General features: G+C 54.3%; 15 protein-coding genes. 9 read left to right on the top strand and 6 right to left on the bottom strand.

The window, feature by feature from the left end:
* Positions 1 to 6: 6 nt before the first annotated feature.
* From IMCC3135_RS04970 to IMCC3135_RS04960, 3 genes are all read right to left on the bottom strand, one after another.
* Positions 7 to 1,155, bottom strand: a complete 1,149-nt coding sequence (locus IMCC3135_RS04970; RefSeq protein ID WP_088916594.1) for a carbohydrate ABC transporter permease — start codon at positions 1,153 to 1,155, stop codon at positions 7 to 9.
* Positions 1,155 to 2,162, bottom strand: coding sequence for a carbohydrate ABC transporter permease (locus IMCC3135_RS04965; protein ID WP_088916593.1), 1,008 nt, complete (start codon positions 2,160 to 2,162; stop codon positions 1,155 to 1,157). The genes IMCC3135_RS04970 and IMCC3135_RS04965 overlap by 1 nt, the downstream gene beginning before the upstream one ends.
* Before the next feature lie 247 nt (positions 2,163 to 2,409).
* On the bottom strand, positions 2,410 to 3,765 hold the full coding sequence (locus IMCC3135_RS04960) for an ABC transporter substrate-binding protein (RefSeq protein ID WP_088916592.1): 1,356 nt from the start codon (positions 3,763 to 3,765) through the stop codon (positions 2,410 to 2,412).
* 312 nt (positions 3,766 to 4,077) lie between these two features.
* Here IMCC3135_RS04960 and IMCC3135_RS04955 point away from each other — a divergent pair, with 312 nt between their 5' ends.
* Positions 4,078 to 5,121 carry a substrate-binding domain-containing protein gene (locus IMCC3135_RS04955; RefSeq protein WP_088916591.1) on the top strand — a complete coding sequence of 348 codons (1,044 nt, stop codon included), beginning with the start codon at positions 4,078 to 4,080 and terminating at the stop codon, positions 5,119 to 5,121.
* A gap of 62 nt (positions 5,122 to 5,183) precedes the next feature.
* Here IMCC3135_RS04955 and IMCC3135_RS04950 read toward each other — a convergent pair whose 3' ends face one another.
* From IMCC3135_RS04950 to tcdA, 3 genes are all read right to left on the bottom strand, one after another.
* Entirely contained in the window at positions 5,184 to 5,975 is a 792-nt protein-coding gene (locus IMCC3135_RS04950) for a competence/damage-inducible protein A (protein WP_088921683.1), read from the bottom strand.
* Positions 5,976 to 6,079: 104 nt separating this feature from the next.
* The gene (locus IMCC3135_RS04945; protein WP_088916590.1) at positions 6,080 to 6,802 is read right to left on the bottom strand and encodes a hypothetical protein; all 723 of its coding nucleotides are present in this window, start codon (positions 6,800 to 6,802) and stop codon (positions 6,080 to 6,082) included.
* A gap of 19 nt (positions 6,803 to 6,821) precedes the next feature.
* On the bottom strand, positions 6,822 to 7,619 hold the full coding sequence (tcdA, locus tag IMCC3135_RS04940; RefSeq protein ID WP_088916589.1) for a tRNA cyclic N6-threonylcarbamoyladenosine(37) synthase TcdA: 798 nt from the start codon (positions 7,617 to 7,619) through the stop codon (positions 6,822 to 6,824).
* Here tcdA and IMCC3135_RS04935 point away from each other — a divergent pair.
* From IMCC3135_RS04935 to xdhB, 8 genes are all read left to right on the top strand, one after another.
* Complete coding sequence (locus IMCC3135_RS04935; RefSeq protein WP_088921682.1) at positions 7,613 to 7,912, top strand: GIY-YIG nuclease family protein; 300 nt, start codon at positions 7,613 to 7,615, stop codon at positions 7,910 to 7,912. The genes tcdA and IMCC3135_RS04935 overlap by 7 nt on opposite strands.
* 235 nt (positions 7,913 to 8,147) lie before the next feature.
* A complete protein-coding gene (locus IMCC3135_RS04930; protein ID WP_236994807.1) occupies positions 8,148 to 8,408 on the top strand; it encodes an RNA recognition motif domain-containing protein in 261 nt (86 codons plus the stop codon).
* A 24-nt stretch (positions 8,409 to 8,432) separates the two neighbouring features.
* Complete coding sequence (gene trmB / locus IMCC3135_RS04925; protein WP_088916587.1) at positions 8,433 to 9,143, top strand: tRNA (guanosine(46)-N7)-methyltransferase TrmB; 711 nt, start codon at positions 8,433 to 8,435, stop codon at positions 9,141 to 9,143.
* Positions 9,144 to 9,233: 90 nt separating this feature from the next.
* Complete coding sequence (locus IMCC3135_RS04920; protein WP_088916586.1) at positions 9,234 to 11,090, top strand: SLC13 family permease; 1,857 nt, start codon at positions 9,234 to 9,236, stop codon at positions 11,088 to 11,090.
* Between the two features lie 309 nt (positions 11,091 to 11,399).
* Positions 11,400 to 13,007 (top strand): permease family protein, encoded by a 1,608-nt coding sequence (locus IMCC3135_RS04910; RefSeq protein WP_205737912.1) that lies wholly within the window; start codon positions 11,400 to 11,402, stop codon positions 13,005 to 13,007.
* A gap of 15 nt (positions 13,008 to 13,022) precedes the next feature.
* On the top strand, positions 13,023 to 13,931 hold the full coding sequence (locus IMCC3135_RS04905) for a LysR family transcriptional regulator (RefSeq protein ID WP_088916584.1): 909 nt from the start codon (positions 13,023 to 13,025) through the stop codon (positions 13,929 to 13,931).
* 82 nt (positions 13,932 to 14,013) lie between these two features.
* The gene (gene xdhA / locus IMCC3135_RS04900) at positions 14,014 to 15,531 is read left to right on the top strand and encodes a xanthine dehydrogenase small subunit (protein WP_205737911.1); all 1,518 of its coding nucleotides are present in this window, start codon (positions 14,014 to 14,016) and stop codon (positions 15,529 to 15,531) included.
* Positions 15,528 to 17,864 (top strand): xanthine dehydrogenase molybdopterin binding subunit, encoded by a 2,337-nt coding sequence (xdhB, locus tag IMCC3135_RS04895; RefSeq protein WP_088916583.1) that lies wholly within the window; start codon positions 15,528 to 15,530, stop codon positions 17,862 to 17,864. Before xdhA ends, xdhB begins: the two co-directional genes overlap by 4 nt.

Below are 17,864 nucleotides of genomic sequence, written 5' to 3'. Positions count from 1 at the left end.
GATCTCCTATTTAACAGAACCGGCCAACAAGCCGCGAACCAGATACTTCTGCATGGCAAAGAAAACACCCAGGGGTACGGCAATGGAGACGAATGCCGACGTCGCCAGAATTTCCCAGTTTCCTCCTCGTGTACCCAGCAGCTCGACGATCTGCTTGGTCATCACTGTTGTGTCGCCGGTCGAATCAATCAGAAATACCAGCGCAATCAGCAAGTCGTTCCAGGTCCAGAGAAACTGGAAAATGGCAAACGAGGCCAAAGCCGGAAAGGACAGTGGCAATATTATTTTGACGAAAATCTGAAAATCAGTGGCGCCATCGACCCTGGCATTTTCGATGATATCGCGCGGCAAACCCACCATATAATTGCGCAACAAGTAGATTGCCAGAGGTAGACCGAACCCCGTATGTGCAAGCCAGGCCCCCAGATAGCCTTTGCCAATACCGATCTCATTGTGCAGCTTCAACAAGGGGATGAGCGCAAGCTGCAGTGGCACCACCAATAGGCCGACAACCGCCGCTATCAATAATGCACGGCCCGGAAAATCCATCCAGGCCAGAGCATAGGCTGCAAAAGCTGCCACCAGTATGGGGATAATGGTTGCCGGAATGGTGACCGTCAAGGTGTTGAAAAATGCCTTGGCCATGCCCTCTCGGTTAGTCGGATCAAAGAGCACATACTTGTAGTTGCTCAGAGTGAACTCGGGAGGCGACTTCGCTGTCACGAATATTCGTTGTCCGCGTTTGCCACTGAATTCTTCAGGGCCCTGCATCGCATAGTCACCATTGGACTGAACTGTCACAGTGGCCTCTTTCTTCAGCTCTGCCGTATCCCCGGCTTTATAAGCATCGATGTTCTGTGAGCTGGTACCCCAGACTGATATGGTTGCCTTCCCGGGGTTTTCGAACAGATTGCCTTCGATCACGAACAGGCCATCTTTCTGTATCTGATCTTGCGCACCATTAGTGCGCAGCGTCTGATTCTGCTCCGAAGGCACCATCGCTTTCCACCAGCCACTCGTAGCTATCTGGTCAGAGGTGCGAAACGAGGACACCAACAGGCCCACGGTCGGAAACAGCCACAACAATACCAATGCTGCCAGGGAGAGATGAACAGCCCAGGTGAGACTGGATTTCGTACCGGCTATGCTCGACATTACTGCATCTCCTTGCGGGCGTTGTACACATTCCAGACAAGAATGGGCGATACCAACAGCATGATGATCATGGCACTGGCCGAACCGACACCCCAGTCATTGGCGCGAAACAGCTTGTCGTACATATAGTTGGCCAGAACCTGTGTTTCCCACTGCCCATTGGTCATGGCAAAGACGATATCGAAAACCTTCAAGACGACTATCGTGATGGTGGTCCAGACCACGACAATGGTGCCCATGATCTGCGGCACCTTGATCTTGAAGAACACCTGAAAAGGATTGGCACCATCAACAATGGCAGCCTCGATTGTCTCCTCGGGTATGCCTCGAAGCGCCGCGGAGAGAATCACCATCGCAAAGCCTGTCTGAATCCAGACCAGCACGATCATCAACAGAAAACTGTTGGGGCCGATCATCGTCAACCAGCTCTGCGGTTCGGTCCCGCCGAAAAACAGATACACCGCATTGAGCACACCGATCTGATCCTGATCGATGGGCCGGGTGTCATAGACCAGCTTCCAGATGACTGCAGCGCCGACAAACGATATGGCCATGGGCATGAAGATCAGTGATTTTGCCAGATTGCCCCACCGCACCCGATCAGACAATTGTGCTGCCAGCAATCCGAATACAGTCGACATGGCCGGCACCACCAACAGCCACAGCATGTTGTTGCGCATGGCTTCCCAGAATTTGGGCTCATTGAGCATTTGCTGATAGTTTGCGAGTCCGACAAACCGGGATCCACCACCGGGCAAACGCTCAGTCAGTGATAAACGCAGGGTTTCAACCACCGGGTAGGCAAGATAGACAGTCAGGCCAAGCAAGGCTGGGAACAAGAATAGCCAGGGACGAACCATGTTTGCCCGGGTTATGTTCCTGCCCGCATTGGGACCGGAAGCCGGGAACACGACCTTATCCAGAAACTGATTGGAAAAGTAGAAATATCCGACACAACCACCGACACCGATAATGATGGTGAGGATGGCCTGAAACGCTGGATGCATACGTCCTCCGGCTTGCCGCAGATTATTGAAATGATGGGAGGCTTATCAACGAGGCAGGGAATGTTGAATGGCCCGAATGCCGCCGGACTCTCTGCCTCTATCCATGAAGCAAGCAGAGGAAGTAGCGAATCAATGACAGGGGGATGGCAGCGGAAGAAACAATGCCTGGAAGCCACGGCTTCCAGGCCATTTTCAATGGTATTGCTGGTACCGGCCCCCCAGTACCAGCGAACGGACAGACTGCTACTTATTTCAACGCGTCCCAACTATTCTGGATAGCGGTCGCCACCTCTTTCGCATCCTTGCCACCGGCATAATCCACCATGCCTGTCCAGAAGGAACCCCCACCGACACCACCAGGCATCAGGTCAGAACCGTCAAAACGGAATGTCGTTGCATTGAGAAGAATCTCGCCCATTCCACGCAGTGCTTCTGAACTGTATAGATCGGTGTTGACACTTTTCAGTGGCGTCAGGAAGCCTTCTTGAGCCATCCAGATTTCATGGGCAATGGGTGATTTCAGGAATTCAATCAGAGCCATTGCACCTTTGCTTTGCTTGGTAATCGTAAACATGGTGCCACCACCCAGTACAGGCTCACCCAGATCTTTGTCAGCGTAGGATGGCAGATAGAAAAAATTCGCATCTCCATCTTCACCGACGAGCGTACCCTCCGGGAAATAAGCCGTAATGAACGAGGCTTGGCGATGCATATAACATTGTGGTGGTGATGAAAACAGACCCTTGGGGCTATCACGGAAATCGGTTGAGGCCACGGCACCCTCACCGCCGACGACATAGGCATTATTACGCGCAAAGTAGCCAAACTCCTCGATGGCGGCAACAATCCGATCGTCATCAAACGGGATTTCATTAGTGACCCATTGGTCATAGACTTCCGCAGGCTGAGTGCGCAGCAGCATGTCTTCCACCCAGTCTGTGGCCGGCCAGCCGGTTGCACCACCGGAGCCCAGACCAATACACCACGGCGTACCACCGTCTTCCACGATCTGATCAGTCAGCGCCTTGAGTTCTTCCATGCTTTCGGGAGCCTCATAGCCGGCATCCTCGAAATTCTCCGGTAGATACCAGACCAGCGACTTGACCTCGGTCTTGAATGGCATGCCGAACAACGCTTCAGTGCCGGTCTCATCAGGGAAGGTTGCAAGATCCACCCAAGACTGTCCAGCGCTAAAGTTTTCTTTCATCCAATTGGCATTTTCTTCACCTAAAGGCGTTAAAAAGCCTCGCTTCGCCATGTCAGCAGCCAGACCAGGCTGTGGGAATACTGAGATATTAGGGGCCGAACCGGCCTCTGCATCAATCATGACTTGTTGTTCAAAATTATCTGAACCGGTGTATCTCACATCGGCACCGGTGGCTTCTGCAAAATAGGCGAGTACACTTTCAACCAGCACTTGATCCGGCCCTATCCATGGACCAAAGATGGTGACCTGCTCGCCATCAAGTTTCATTTCCTTGAGAGCCTCATAGCTTTCCCAGTTGAAGTCGCCCTCACCTGGCGCAAATTTCAGATCAGCAGCGACCGCACCGCCTGCCGATAATATGGAAATTGCTATGCCTGCGGCTAATGCGGATTTCATTATTGGTTTCATTCACTTCCCCGGATGGTATTCATTCTGAGCTCGGACTGATGAAGCACTGCAACAATCAATCAAGATTTAAAGCGCATTGGAAAGTTGAGTATTCATTAGGCATCTGGAACTGTCAAGCAATCAGAATAGTATTGCTTATTGTGTGTATTTTTGAAACATATCGCGCTTTTTATATGCAACCATTCGATTTTTGACAGAAAAACAGGTAACCAGTAAAATTTGACAAAAGCGCTTTAATTTTGTCCTCTGAATCACCCGCACCTCTCGGAATCACAAACCCAAGATGCTCTCACCATCCACATGAATCTAAAGGAACTCGCCGAGCTTCTGAAACTTTCACAGGCTACAGTCAGCCGTGCCCTCAATGGCTATCCCGAAGTTCGTGAAGCCACCCGACAGCGCGTACTCGAGGCGGCACAAAAATACAACTATCGCCCCAATACACGTGCAATGGGCCTGGCCACCGGCAAAGCCATGACCATCGGCCACATCATTCCGACTTACTCGCAAAATGATGTCGTCAACCCGGTTTTCGGAGAATTCATTGCAGGAGCGAGCCAGACTTACAGTGCCAACGGCTACGAACTATTGCTGACCGTTACGCAAACAAGCGATGAGAACCAAACCTATCGCAACCTGGCCGCCAAAGGTGCTGTCGACGGAGTCATCATCCACTCGCCACGCAAGGACGACTCACGAGTACAGCTGTTACAGGATATCGGCCTGCCCTTCGTCATCCACGGCAGGGTCAACGACACAACCTTGCCCTATTCCTGGATCGATACAAACAATCGGCGCGCTTTCAATCAGGCTACCAGGCTGTTGATCGATCTGGGTCACCAGCGTATTGCCCTGATCAATGGCCCGGTGTCGCTGAACTATGCCTGGCTACGTCAACAAGGATATGAGCAGGCCATGCAAGCCGCCGGCTTGCCACTAGACTCTGCAATCATGATCGGCGATGAACTCACCGAAACACATGGGTATCGCTCAGCCAACCAATTGCTGAACTCTGAAGATCCCCCTAGTGCATTTCTGGTGTCCTCCTACGTCGTCGCCCTGGGCGTGCGGCGTGCCATTGCCCATGCCGGCCTGAGCATGGGCAAGGATGTTTCGGTCATCATCCATGACGATGAGCTTTCCTATTTTCAGAATAACGATCCGGAGCCGCAATTCACAGCAACTCGCTCCTCCGTTCGTCAGGCAGGTGTGCTTGCTGCCCGCATGTTGCTGGATATCATTGACGATCCTTCATGCGCACCGCTGACAGAGTTGCTTGAGGCACAACTGACTATCGGGGCATCAACCGGCCCCTTATTGCCCTCTGCAAGGATCAAGCACTGACAGCTAGCCGGCCTTGCCGCAACAAAAATCCGGTTTTGCCGAGCTTTGCAAAAAGCCAAGGACTAGGCCTCGCTTCCGCCCAGTTCCGCAACCATGCTCTGTAATGCCAGCCTGACAGTTTCAAGCTCATCCACATCCGTCCCTCTGGCAACCAGCGACACCCGACTCAGGACCCCCGACTTGCCAGGGTAACTACCCAGATCAATCGCCGGATGACGTTCCTGCAACGCACGTAGTGCTGAGGCGATGGCCCCCTCTCCCAGGTTGCAGCCGACGGTGACACTGTGCACGATTGGCCCGCTTGCCAGCTGCGGCAACACCGAGTCCAGCATGGACTGCATGATGCGCGGCACACCGGCGAATACAAAAACATTCTCCATCCGAAAACCAGGGGCTGCCGATACCGGGTTGTCGACAAGCGAGGCACCCACGGGGATTCTTGCCATGCGCAGACGATCCTCATTGGGTTCGATATCACGGCTCTTGAAATAATCCAGCAAAATGGATTTAGCTTGCTCATTGACAGGCAAGTCGACACCAAAGGCCTGCGCCACACAATCCGCTGTAATGTCGTCGTGCGTTGGTCCTATGCCGCCGGTTGTAAACACATAGGTGTAGCGTGCACGCAGCGCGTTGACGGCGCTGACAATCTCTTCAGGCACATCGGCTATGACACGCGCTTCCAACATGCGAATGCCGCGTGCCACCAAGGCGTTGGCAATATAGGCAAGATTGGAATCCTGCGTTCTGCCACTCAGCAGCTCGTTGCCGATCAGCAACACCGCAGCAGTCGGCACCTGAGTATCACCACTTGTATCAGAGAGCTTGGAGGAGCCCGGCAATTCAGTAGTCATGGGATTGGGTGTTTTCATCCAGAATGAACGCTGCAACATACAACGTACAGACTCGGCTGACCAGCCCTGCTGATCAGGCCGTTATTGGCTCAACGGCAAAATATCTATTCAGGTGTCTGCCTGGCACAATCGAACGGATAATCACGTTCGGGCAGACTGGCGGACAACCACAGCATGCGTCCCATGACGGAGCGTAGATTAAAACCCAGAGCCCCCAAAGAGCCATCAAAGTCGGCTTCCTGCACCTGAATCACCGGAACATCACGACGACTGGAACTTGCCACCGCAATACCTTCAATGTTGTAGATGACATCATCGGTTGCCGTAAACGGCGTGACTGCCCCATCACGAATGACGACCACAGGTGCCACGCTTTGCTGCTCCAGGCAGCTCTGCATGAAGACCCATTGCAACTCCACCAGTGCGCCAGGCACATCCAGCGCCTGATCTTCGCGGGTGTACGCAATCTGCAAGCCTGTATCTGCCCTTATGTCGATGGAGACCACTTCGGGAATCTGGCTCAACAAGCCCGGATCATCTTCCAGCTGCAAGAGACCCTCCAACACCCCCGTTTGCCCGCCAGAACCCGTTGGCTCGTCCGGATCAGTCTGCTCGCCGCCCGAATCGGTAGGCGGAGCTGGTATTGGCTCTGGCTCTGGCTCTGGCCCCGAACTCGAACTGGAGCACGCGGCCAGTCCAGCACCCATACACAGCAGTGCAACGCTCACCGCAACACGCAGGCGTGAGGATCGCGGAGAGCTCGACGGTATTGCACCGGCAAGGCTGTCCTGGTGAAGGCAGCCAGTTTGTGTTCGTTCTCTATCCATGGAAGGCAAGATACGGGAGTCAGGAATCAGTACGCAAACGTTGCGCCAATGCTCGATTCACGGCACGTGATGCGGCAACCAAACCGAATGTTCCTGTTACGAACGACACCGACCCATATCCCATATCACAATCCAGACGCACCCCCGGCACACCTGGTTTTGCATGTGTCACCTGCCCGTCAGCTCCCGGGTAGACAGGTTGCTCGGATGAATAAACACACTCCACGCCAAAGCGTCGCTTGGGGTTATTTGTGTAGCCATAATCTGAGCGCAATCTGGAACGTACTTTGGCGGCCAGAGCATCATTCCAGGTGCGCGACAGATCCGCGACACCCACCGCCAGTGGATCTGTACGCCCACCCGCACCACCGGTTGTAATAATCAGAATCTTGCGCCGCTTGCAAAAAGCAATCATGGCCGCCTTGAAACGGATATTGTCGATGGCGTCGATAACGACATCAAAGTCGCGGGTCAGATAGGTTTCAAGATTCTTCTCGACCAGGAAATCATCCTCGGCGGCAACATCGCACTGAGGATTGATGGCATGGATCCGCTCTTGCATGACCTCCACCTTGGATTGATCCACTGTCGTATGCAATGCATGTAGCTGGCGGTTGATATTGCTGGTCGACACATCGTCGTGGTCTATCATGGTGATATGGCCAACGCCGGTGCGAGCCAGCGCCTCGACGGCCCAGGAACCCACACCACCAATGCCGACCACACAGATTCGCAGGTGTGACAAATACTCATAGGCCTGCTGCCCGTAGAGGCGGGACAGGGCGCCAAACGCTGGATCTGGAGAGTTGGATGACATCTGAGGAAGTATCATTGGACACGGAGCAATGGTATGTCTACATGGTACGGTGTAATGACGGTTCGCTGTATACCGGCATCACTACGGATCTGACAAGACGGGTTGCGGAGCACAATAAATCACCCCGTGGCGCTCGCTACACACGGGCGCGACGCCCGGTAGCACTGGTCTACGAAGAAGGTTTACCAGATAGATCTTCTGCCTGTCGCCAGGAATGGCAGATCAAACAGCTATGCCGCTCGGCCAAGGAGATGTTGATCACGTCACCGCATCAGTGTATGGCAAAATTTTAAACTTAGGAGTAGACTGGCGGTCACCTATTGATTGCCGGTAGCTCAGCCAGGACCCCCTAGCGGTACCCGGTATCCTGCAATCTGCTGCCACGGCAAGGGCCGTGCCGGCGTCAACCGTTGTTTTCCAAGCTTTCCGTCGCCATTAACTCATGATCACTCATGAGGGCTGGTACGGCAATGTATTGGCCGCCAGCGGTTATCGAACTTTGAACTACGAGGTTTTTACGTGAAAAAGATGTTTGTTGGCGGACTACCGCTTGAATCTACGGAAGAGACGGTTACCGAAATGTTCACTGAATACGGAAAGGTGCGCTCCATCAAGCTCGCTTCCGACGTATTTACTGGCAAATGTAAAGGCTTCGGCTTCATCGAAATGGAAGGTCACGAGGCACGTGCTGCCATCGCTGGTCTGAACGGCAAGATCATGGGCGACAAGTCTCTCAAGGTCCAGTTCGAAGAGCCGCGTAAGGGCGGCAAGCGTGGAGGTCGTCGGTAACTGAAGCCCGTTACTGAGACAGCAATGCAGGCTGACAAGGAAACTACGCCTGCGGGGCGGCTGACACGCCGCTCCATCCGCAGCTTCGTGGTACGTAATGGACGTACCACAGCTGCACAAACAGACGCCCTTGAGCGTCTGCTTCCCAAATTTGGCCTCCCCTACTCTGACGACCCTATTGATCTTGTCGCAGCATTCGGGCGAGAGGCACCTACCTGGCTGGAAATTGGTTTCGGCAACGGCGACTCCCTCCTGCATATGGCAAACAGCCATGCTGAGGTGAATGTCATCGGCGCCGAAGTACACGAGTCCGGTATCGGTCACGCCCTGATAGGGGTTGAATCCAACGAGCTTGCCAATGTTCGCCTGGTTCAGCACGATGCCATGGAAATCATGGAGAACATGCTACCGCCAGCCAGTCTGGACAAGGTGCTGTTGTTATTCCCTGATCCTTGGCATAAAAAACGCCATCACAAACGTCGTATCGTACAAACCGATTTTCTGAATGCGGTAGCACGCACCTTGAAAACAGGTGGCACTTTGCATTGCGCCACAGATTGGGCGGAATACGGCGAATGGATGATTGATCTGCTGGAACAAGATGACCGATTTATCAATTCGACAGGTCCCGGCAAACCTTCTGAGCGTCCAGAATGGCGACCCGTGACCCGTTTTGAACGCCGTGGGTATCGTCTCGGCCACTCGGTGACTGACCTGCTTTATACACGCCGCTGATGTCCACGACATCGGCGTCAGCCGGGAACCTGCACAGCAGACACTTCTCGGCTACGCAGATCCCTGTCTGGCACAATCCAGACTAGCAGTATGGTTCAGGAGCTCTCACTCAGCATCGAAATGCTGCTGGTCATGGGCTTGCTGACCCTCACCGTCATCCTGTTTGCCTTTGAGCTACTGCGCGTCGATGTCGCCGCCATCTGTATGATGGTGCTGCTGGGCCTGACTACCTTGCTACCCGGAATCGAACCCGTGATTTCGAGTAACGAACTGTTTTCGGGGTTTTCCAGCAACGCGGTCATCTCGGTTATTGCCGTCATGATCATTGGAGCAGGTCTGGACAAGACGGGCCTGATGGGCCAGCTGGCCAATCTGATCTTGCAAAAAGGTGGCAAAACCGAGCAGCGCATCATCCCGCTGATTTCCTGCACAGTCGCCCTGATTTCCAGCTTCATGCAGAACATCGGTGCCGCCGCACTTTTTCTGCCTGTGGTGTCGCGCATCAGTGCCCGCACCCAGATCCCTATCTCACGCTTGCTGATGCCCATGGGTTTTTGCGCCATTCTGGGCGGCACCGTGACCATGATTGGCTCCAGCCCCCTGATACTGCTCAACGACCTGCTGATATCGTCAAATAAAATGCTGCCTGAAAGCCAGCAAATGGACACCTTCGGCCTGTTCTCAGTCACACCAATCGGGCTCGCTCTGGTTGTTGCTGGCGTTGTCTATTTCGTATTGGCTGGCCGCTTCGTACTGCCCGCCAACAGCGCAAGCACCTCTAACCGAACCTCGCGGGCCGCAGATTACTTCGAGAATCTCTATGGCCTCAAGGGCGAATTAGTAGAAATTCGTGTGACCGACGACAGCCCCCAGGTTGGCATGTCGATTCACCAGGTCGAAGACAGCACCGCCAATACACCGGTGATGCTGGCTCTGTACAGCGGTGATGTGGTGAAGATCCCTCCCGACAGGGACGAACTGATCTGGCTGAATACCCACCTGGGACTGATGGGTGATCGTCAGAAAATCGAGCAATATTGCGCTGAGAACCATTGGGAAGTACTGGGTGAACCCGATCGTTTTGCCGATGTACTGAATGCTCAGCATGGCGGCATTGCCGAAATCGTTATCCCACCGGGCTCCAGCCTGATCGGTCAGCGCATCGGTGACATCAAGCCACGCCGGAATTTTGGTACCAACATCCTGCAAATCTATCGCACGGAAAATATCATTCGCGGCAACTTTCGTAACCAGCAACTGCAGGCTGGCGACACACTGGTGGTCCATGCCAGCTGGAAAGATCTGAAAGCACTGACCCGCAACCGCGATGTCGTTGTGGCAACAGACGTCAAATATGAGGATCTGAGAACCAACAAGGTCAAGGAAGCTGCCTTCTTTTTCGCTTTGGGCCTGCTCATGTTCCTGATCACAGACAGCCTGTCCATCTCCTTGCTCACCGGCGCCATGGGTATGGTCCTGTCAGGTGTTCTGACCATGGACGAGGCCTATGCGGCCGTCAGCTGGCAGACCGTTTTTCTACTTGCCAGCCTCATTCCAATGGGTATTGCCGTTGATCAGTCCGGAACCGCTGCCTGGATTGCACAGGAAATTCTCGCTCTGGTGGGGGAAGTGCCCAACTGGGTTCTGCAAATCGTCATCGCGTTACTGGCCACATTCTTTACCCTGGTCATGTCGAACATTGGCGCCACGGTATTACTGGTGCCTCTGGCTGTGAATATCGCCGTTGCCGTCAACGCTGATCCGGCCCTTTTCGCCATGACGGTCGCCATCTCGACCTCCAACTCATTTCTGATTCCCACCCATCAAGTCAATGCACTGCTGATGGGACCCGGCGGCTACCAGGTTGCAGACTTCATGCGCGCCGGCGGCGTCATGACCTTACTGTTCCTGGTTGTCAGCCTACTGATGCTTAATTTGGTCATGTAGTCGATTGTCTGCATCGATAGACAATGCTTCAGACGCTGACCAGCAAGCATCTCAGGGTGCTCATCACAAATCATAGCGATGCCGAAACGGCATCACCCTGTCTAATAATTCTGCTATCACCTGACAGGTTATTTCCTCTAGTCTGCATGAATGCTCATTGGCATAGAAGAATTGCTTGGCACTCACAAGTGAGCCATTGAAATTCTTGATACTGGTTCTGAGCAGGATATTGATCGCTACCAACGGCGTTGCTGCTGTCGTTCTTCCCAGCGGGTAACCGTACCGACATGAAAAGAGGATTGAGACAAAATGCACTATCCGATTTTTTCCAAGAACGATCTGAATGGCTTCTGGGCGCTATTCGCGGACACGTTGGCTAATCTGCTGATCATTTCCGGCGTCTGTCGATTTGTCTTCAACATGCCGAATGACATTGTCTTTGGTCGCATCCTCCCCGGAGCTGCCATCTCGATCATGATCGGTATCGGTGTTTACGTCTGGATGGCACAGCGACTGGCCAAGCGCGAGAACCGCACCGATGTCACGGCCCTGCCCTACGGCATCAGTACACCCGTGATGTTTGTCTATCTGTTTGCTGTCATCGGCCCTATTTACTGGAGCACCAATGATCCCTTGCTGGCCTGGCAGGTAGGTATCGCTGCTGGCGTCATCGGTGGTCTGGTAGAGATATCCGGAGCTGCAATCGGCCCCTGGCTGCAACGCGTGACACCACGCGCCGGCATGCTCGGCACTTTGTCCGGCATCTCTCTGGTCTTTATAGCCACCGTGGCCATGGCACGCATCTATGAAAGTCCACTGGTTGGCTTCACCTCCTTAGCCTTGGTTCTGTGGGGCATGGTCGGGCGTTTCAAACTGCCATTCGGCTTGCCATCAGGCCTTGCCGCGCTCATCGCCGCCACGGTTGTCGCATTGGCCATCGGAGAATCCACATTCAGCTTTGATGGCGTCGGAATCTACATCCCCGTCCCCTATGTCGGTGATCTGATGGTGGGGGTTAACTACCTGCTGGCCAACCCGGAACTATTCGCCATACTAATTCCGGTACAGATCTACAACTTTATCGAAACCATGAACAATGTCGAATCGGCAGAAGCTGCCGGCGACAAGTACCCGGTAGGAGTCTGCCAATTGACGGATGGTATCGGCACCATGGTGGGCGGCCTGTTCGGCTCGCCCTTCCCCACGACGGTCTACATCGGCCACCCTGCCTACAAACGCATGAAGGCACGCTCAGGCTATGCGCTGGGTGTCGGCATTGTCTTCATGGTTGGCGCGTTGTTCGGCCTGGTCGCTTTTCTCGGTAATCTCATCCCACCTGCAGCCGTCGCACCTATTCTGGTCTTCGTGGGTATTTCCATCATTGCCGAGTCGTTTCGATCGTGTGAACCGAAGCATCACATCGCCATCGCCATTGCCTTTATTCCACATGTCTCCAGCATCATCGTGGTGAAATGGGGTTCGGTTGCCAATGCGCTACGCGACATGGGACTGGAAAACGTTCCCAACCTGCTGGATGAATCCTTCGTGGGTGCCATGATGACGCAGGGAGCACATGTCGTCGGCCAGTCGGCTCTGGCCAATGGCGCCATCGTCAGTGGCATGCTTTGGGGAGCATTTACGGCATTCCTGGTTGACGGCAAGGTCCGCCAGGCGCAGATCGTGGCAATCATTGCAGCCGTCATGACATCCTTCGGCATCATTCACGATTCCGCCCTGCATTGGCCAGTACTGGACAACCCGATTGCCTGGGGCTATGTGATTCTGGCTGCCGTTCTCTGGCTGGCCTCACGCTACCCTCTGGAACGAGAAGAATCAGAGTTGACGGAACTTGACGATAGACTGCAGTCTGGGGATGCCAGCAATGCTTCGAACATTACCGATACCCAAGGCTCCTAGAACCTGTCGATACCCATGCACGCACCGTTTCTCAAATACTTCCGTGAAGTAGCCAATTGCGGATCGGTGCGCATGGCAGCCAGGCATCTGCATATATCTTCATCAGCGGTTAACAGGCAGATTCTCAAAGTCGAGGAAGAGCTGGGGATCAGCCTGTTTCACCGTACAGCCAGTGGCATGACCTTGTCACCGGCCGGTCGGATACTGGCAGAGCATGTAAATCGCACACTCTCTGAGGCAGATCGCTGCCTCGATGAAATTGCCACACTGGCCGGACAAACTCGTGCACCGCTGACCATTGCGGGTCAGGAGTCGGTCATTGCCGAGTTTCTACCACCGGTTCTGGTACAACTTCATGCCAGCTACCCACAAGCCGGCTCCTCGTTCAAGGCCGCCGGTGGCCACGACCTGAACCGCCTACTGCATGAACACGCAGCCGATGTGGCCATCATTTTCGATGCAGAACCGAATGCCGGTACAGACATGCTCATGCGTCGGCAACTGCCGGTCGGTGCCATCGTCAGCCAGGCTCATCCTTTTGCAAAACGCAAACAGTTGTCCATCATGGAATGCGCCGAGTATCCCCTGATACTGCCGGACCAGTCCTGGCCACTGCGACGAATTCTGGATGAAATGCTGCAGCAACTGAGCATCGAACCCAACGTACTGACGACCTCCAATTCAGTTGAATTTCTACATACCATGATCAACCAGCAAATGGGCATCGGCTTTCAGACCCCGGTCGGTATCGAAAAACGGCTGCAGACAGGAGAGCTGGTCATGATCCCTCTGTGCAATCCAGAACCACTGCACCAGCAGCTGTGTCTGTGCGTATCCACCAGTCATCGCAAATCCGACGTCTTCCAGTTTCTGCTAACACTGTTGCTGGACCGGCTGGGCAGCTATGCTGATGAATGGGCGTGATGAATAACAACTCTACGGTGCTCCGTGCAACAGCACGACGCCAGAATGTTCATGTTGGAACGGCTCGATGCCGGGCATCATCATGAATATCGCTATCGTTTCCGAGGCTGATATGGCAATGAACAAACACTCTATTTCGTTTCTGCTCAATGGCGAACCCGTAGTCGTCGAGAACCCGAACCCGACTCGATCTGTACTGAGCTTCCTGCGCGAAGACAGCGGCAATGTTGGCACCAAGGAAGGCTGCGCAGAAGGTGACTGCGGTGCCTGTACCGTCGTCATCGGCGAACTTGTCGACAACCAGCTGCAGACACGCACCGTCAACGCCTGCATTCTGTTTCTGCCAACGCTGCATGGCAAGGCTTTGTTTACCGTCGAGTATCTTCGACAGAATAATGGAGATCTACACCCGGCCCAGCAGGCCATGGTCGACTGTCATGGCTCACAGTGCGGCTTTTGCACACCAGGTTTTGTCATGTCACTGTGGGACAAGTACAACGAGTACGAGAATCAGGAGACAGCTCCGGGCCGACAGGAACTGGCTGACCACCTGTCCGGCAATCTTTGTCGCTGTACTGGCTACAAGCCCATCCTCGATGCTGGCAGCAAGATGTTCCAGATGCCTCGCGTCAACTTTCCACGACAGAGTGTGACCGAGACCTTGCGTGAGAATGTCAGTGCGGACGCTGTTCACCTGATGCACGATGAACACAGCTACGATGCCCCTCGCACACTTCAACAAGCCTGTACCCTGCGCGCCAGTAAACCTGCCGCGACCCTGCTGGCTGGCGGCACGGATGTCGGGCTGTGGGTCAACAAGCTGTTCCGTCCGCTGGGCGATATCATCTATCTTGGCGATGTCACTGAACTCAACAAGCTTGAGACAGGTTCGAATGATATTCGTATTGGCGCCGGCGTCTCCCTGACTGATGCTTACGCAGAAGTGACGCGACATTACCCACAGATGCATGAGATGTGGAAGCGTTTTGCTTCGGTGCCGGTGCGCAATTCAGGCACCTTGGGCGGCAATGTGGCCAACGGCTCGCCTATCGGTGACTCCATGCCCTGGCTGATCGCACTGGGCGCGCAAGTGCATCTGGTCAGTCAGAACGCACAGCGCAGTCTGCCGCTGGAAGAGCTGTATGTGGGGTATATGAAGAAATCGATGCAAGACGATGAACTGATCGAGGCCATCAGCATCCCGTTGCCCGCCACAAATCAACAGTTCAGAACCTACAAACTCTCCAAACGTTTTGACTCCGATATCTCAGCAGTCTGCGCAGCATTCGCCATCACACTCGAAGGTACGAAGATTACTTCGGCACGGCTCGCCTTTGGTGGCATGGCCGCCACGGCGTGTCGCGCCACAGCCTGTGAAGCGGCGCTGACAGGCCATGACTGGAACACGACAACACTGGCAAATGCCCAATCTGCCTTACTGACAGATTTTGCCCCCATGAGCGATATGCGCGCCAGTGCATCCTATCGTTCACGCACCTCTGTCAACCTGCTGCAGCGCTTCTTTCTGGAAACCCGGATCGATGCGCCATTGACAGAGAATCAGACCAGTGTTTTTGCCCGCACCCAGGAGGCTGTATGAGCCCGCAATCCCCGTCAGCCGCTGGCCTGTCAACGCCACACGAATCCGCCCATCTGCATGTATCGGGAGAGGCGACCTATATTGACGATATTCCCGAAGTTGCCGGAACCGTGCACGCCGCGCTGGGTACCAGCGAGAGAGCACACGCCAGAATCCTGTCCATGGATCTGCAAGCTGTCCGCGATTCTGCCGGCGTCATTGCAGTCCTTACTGCCGCCGATATTCCGGGAGAGAACGATTGCGGCCCGATCATTCACGATGACCCGGTACTGGCTGATGGGCTGGTCCAATTCATTGGCCAACCTGTTTTCGCCGTCTTCGCAGAAACCTATGAACAGGCACGCCGTGCGGCACGCAAGGCAACAATCGACTATGAGGAGTTGCCGGCGATCCTGACAGCTGAAGAGGCGCACCGGCAGCAATCCTACGTGGTCCCCCCAATGCGTCTGGCCCGTGGTAATGCACAAGCCACCATCACCGATGCACCGCATTCACTACGCGGCAAAATGGATGTCGGTGGTCAGGAACATTTTTATCTGGAAGGTCAGATATCGTATGTCCTGCCAACCGAGGACAACGGTTTTCGTGTGCATTGCTCTACGCAGCATCCCACGGAAATGCAGACACTGCTATGCAAACTGCTCAAGCTGCGTTCACATCAGGTCGTGGTGGAAATGCGTCGAATGGGCGGTGGGTTTGGCGGCAAGGAATCTCAGTCAGCATTGTTCTGCTGCGTTGCGGCCCTGGGTGCAAGCAAATTGAAGCGTCCGGTCAAACTGCGCCTTGATCGTGATGATGACATGATGATCAGCGGCAAACGCCACGGCTTTCATTATGACTATGCCGTGGGATATGACGACAACGGTCGTATTCTGGCTGCCAGCATAGAACTGATTTCGCAGGCCGGATTCTCCGCCGACCTGTCACAACCGGTAGCCACACGCGCCGTCTGTCATTTCGACAATGCCTATTATCTGGATGAAGTGGATATTCAGGCATTCTGTGGCAAGACCAACACACAATCCAACACCGCCTTTCGTGGCTTTGGCGGCCCCCAGGGCGCCATTGCCATCGAATACATCATCGATAACATTGCACGCGATCTGGGCAAGGAGCCACTGGATGTTCGCAAGGCCAACTTCTACGGCACACAGGATCGTAATACGACACCGTATGGTCAGGTAGTTGTCGACAATGTCATCCACGAACTGGTCGACGAGCTGGAAACCAGTAGTGAGTACGCCTCACGGCGCAAGGCTTGTCAGGCATTCAATACAACAAGCCCGGTACTCAAGAAAGGCCTCGCGCTGACACCACTCAAGTTTGGCATCTCCTTCAATGTAGTTCATTTCAACCAGGCTGGTGCCCTTGTTCATGTGTACACCGATGGCTCGGTACTGGTCAATCACGGTGGTACAGAGATGGGCCAGGGACTGAACACCAAGGTGGCACAGGTGGTAGCCGGTGAGCTGGGGATCAGCATATCGAATGTACGTTCAACGGCGGTGGATACCAGTAAAGTGGCGAACACCTCTGCAACGGCGGCCTCCACCGGCACCGATCTGAATGGCAAGGCTGCTGAAGATGCTGCCCGCAAGATTCGCACACGGCTGGCAGACTTTATCGTCAGTGTTCATGGTGGCCAAAGCGATGAGGTGGTTTTCGCCAACGACTGCGTCAGGATAAACGACACCGAGATCCCCTTTACCCAATTGGTGCTCGAAGCCTATCTGAACCGAGTACAGCTATGGTCTGATGGCTTTTATGCCACACCCGACCTGCATTGGGACAAGGACACCATGACCGGCAGACCTTTCTACTATTTCGCCTACGGGGCATCGGTATCCGAGGTGCTGGTTGATACCCTGACCGGTGAGTGGAAACTACTGCGTGCCGACCTGCTGCACGATGTCGGCAATCCCATCAATCCTGCTATCGACATCGGTCAGATAGAAGGTGCCTTCATTCAAGGCATGGGTTGGCTGACCAGTGAAGAGTTGCGCTGGAATGACAAGGGCAAGCTGACAACGCATGCACCATCAACCTACAAGATACCGGCAAGTAACGACTGTCCAGATCACTTTACGACCCGCCTGTTTGATAATAAGAACGTCGAGAAAACGGTCCTGCGTTCCAAGGCTGTGGGCGAACCGCCCTTGCTCTTGCCTTTCTCCGTTTTCTTCGCTATCCGTGACGCTATTGCAAGCCTGGCTGACTACCGCGTGAACCCGCCCCTGAATGCTCCCGCCACCCCGGAGGCCATACTTGACGCCATCGAAGCCACGCAGGTGCAAGCCCGGGAAAACGGCATGTCACCGACCGGGTCTGCGTAG

This window comes from Granulosicoccus antarcticus IMCC3135 (assembly GCF_002215215.1).
Lineage (GTDB): Bacteria > Pseudomonadota > Gammaproteobacteria > Granulosicoccales > Granulosicoccaceae > Granulosicoccus > Granulosicoccus antarcticus.
This window is presented reverse-complemented; position numbering and strand designations above follow the sequence as displayed.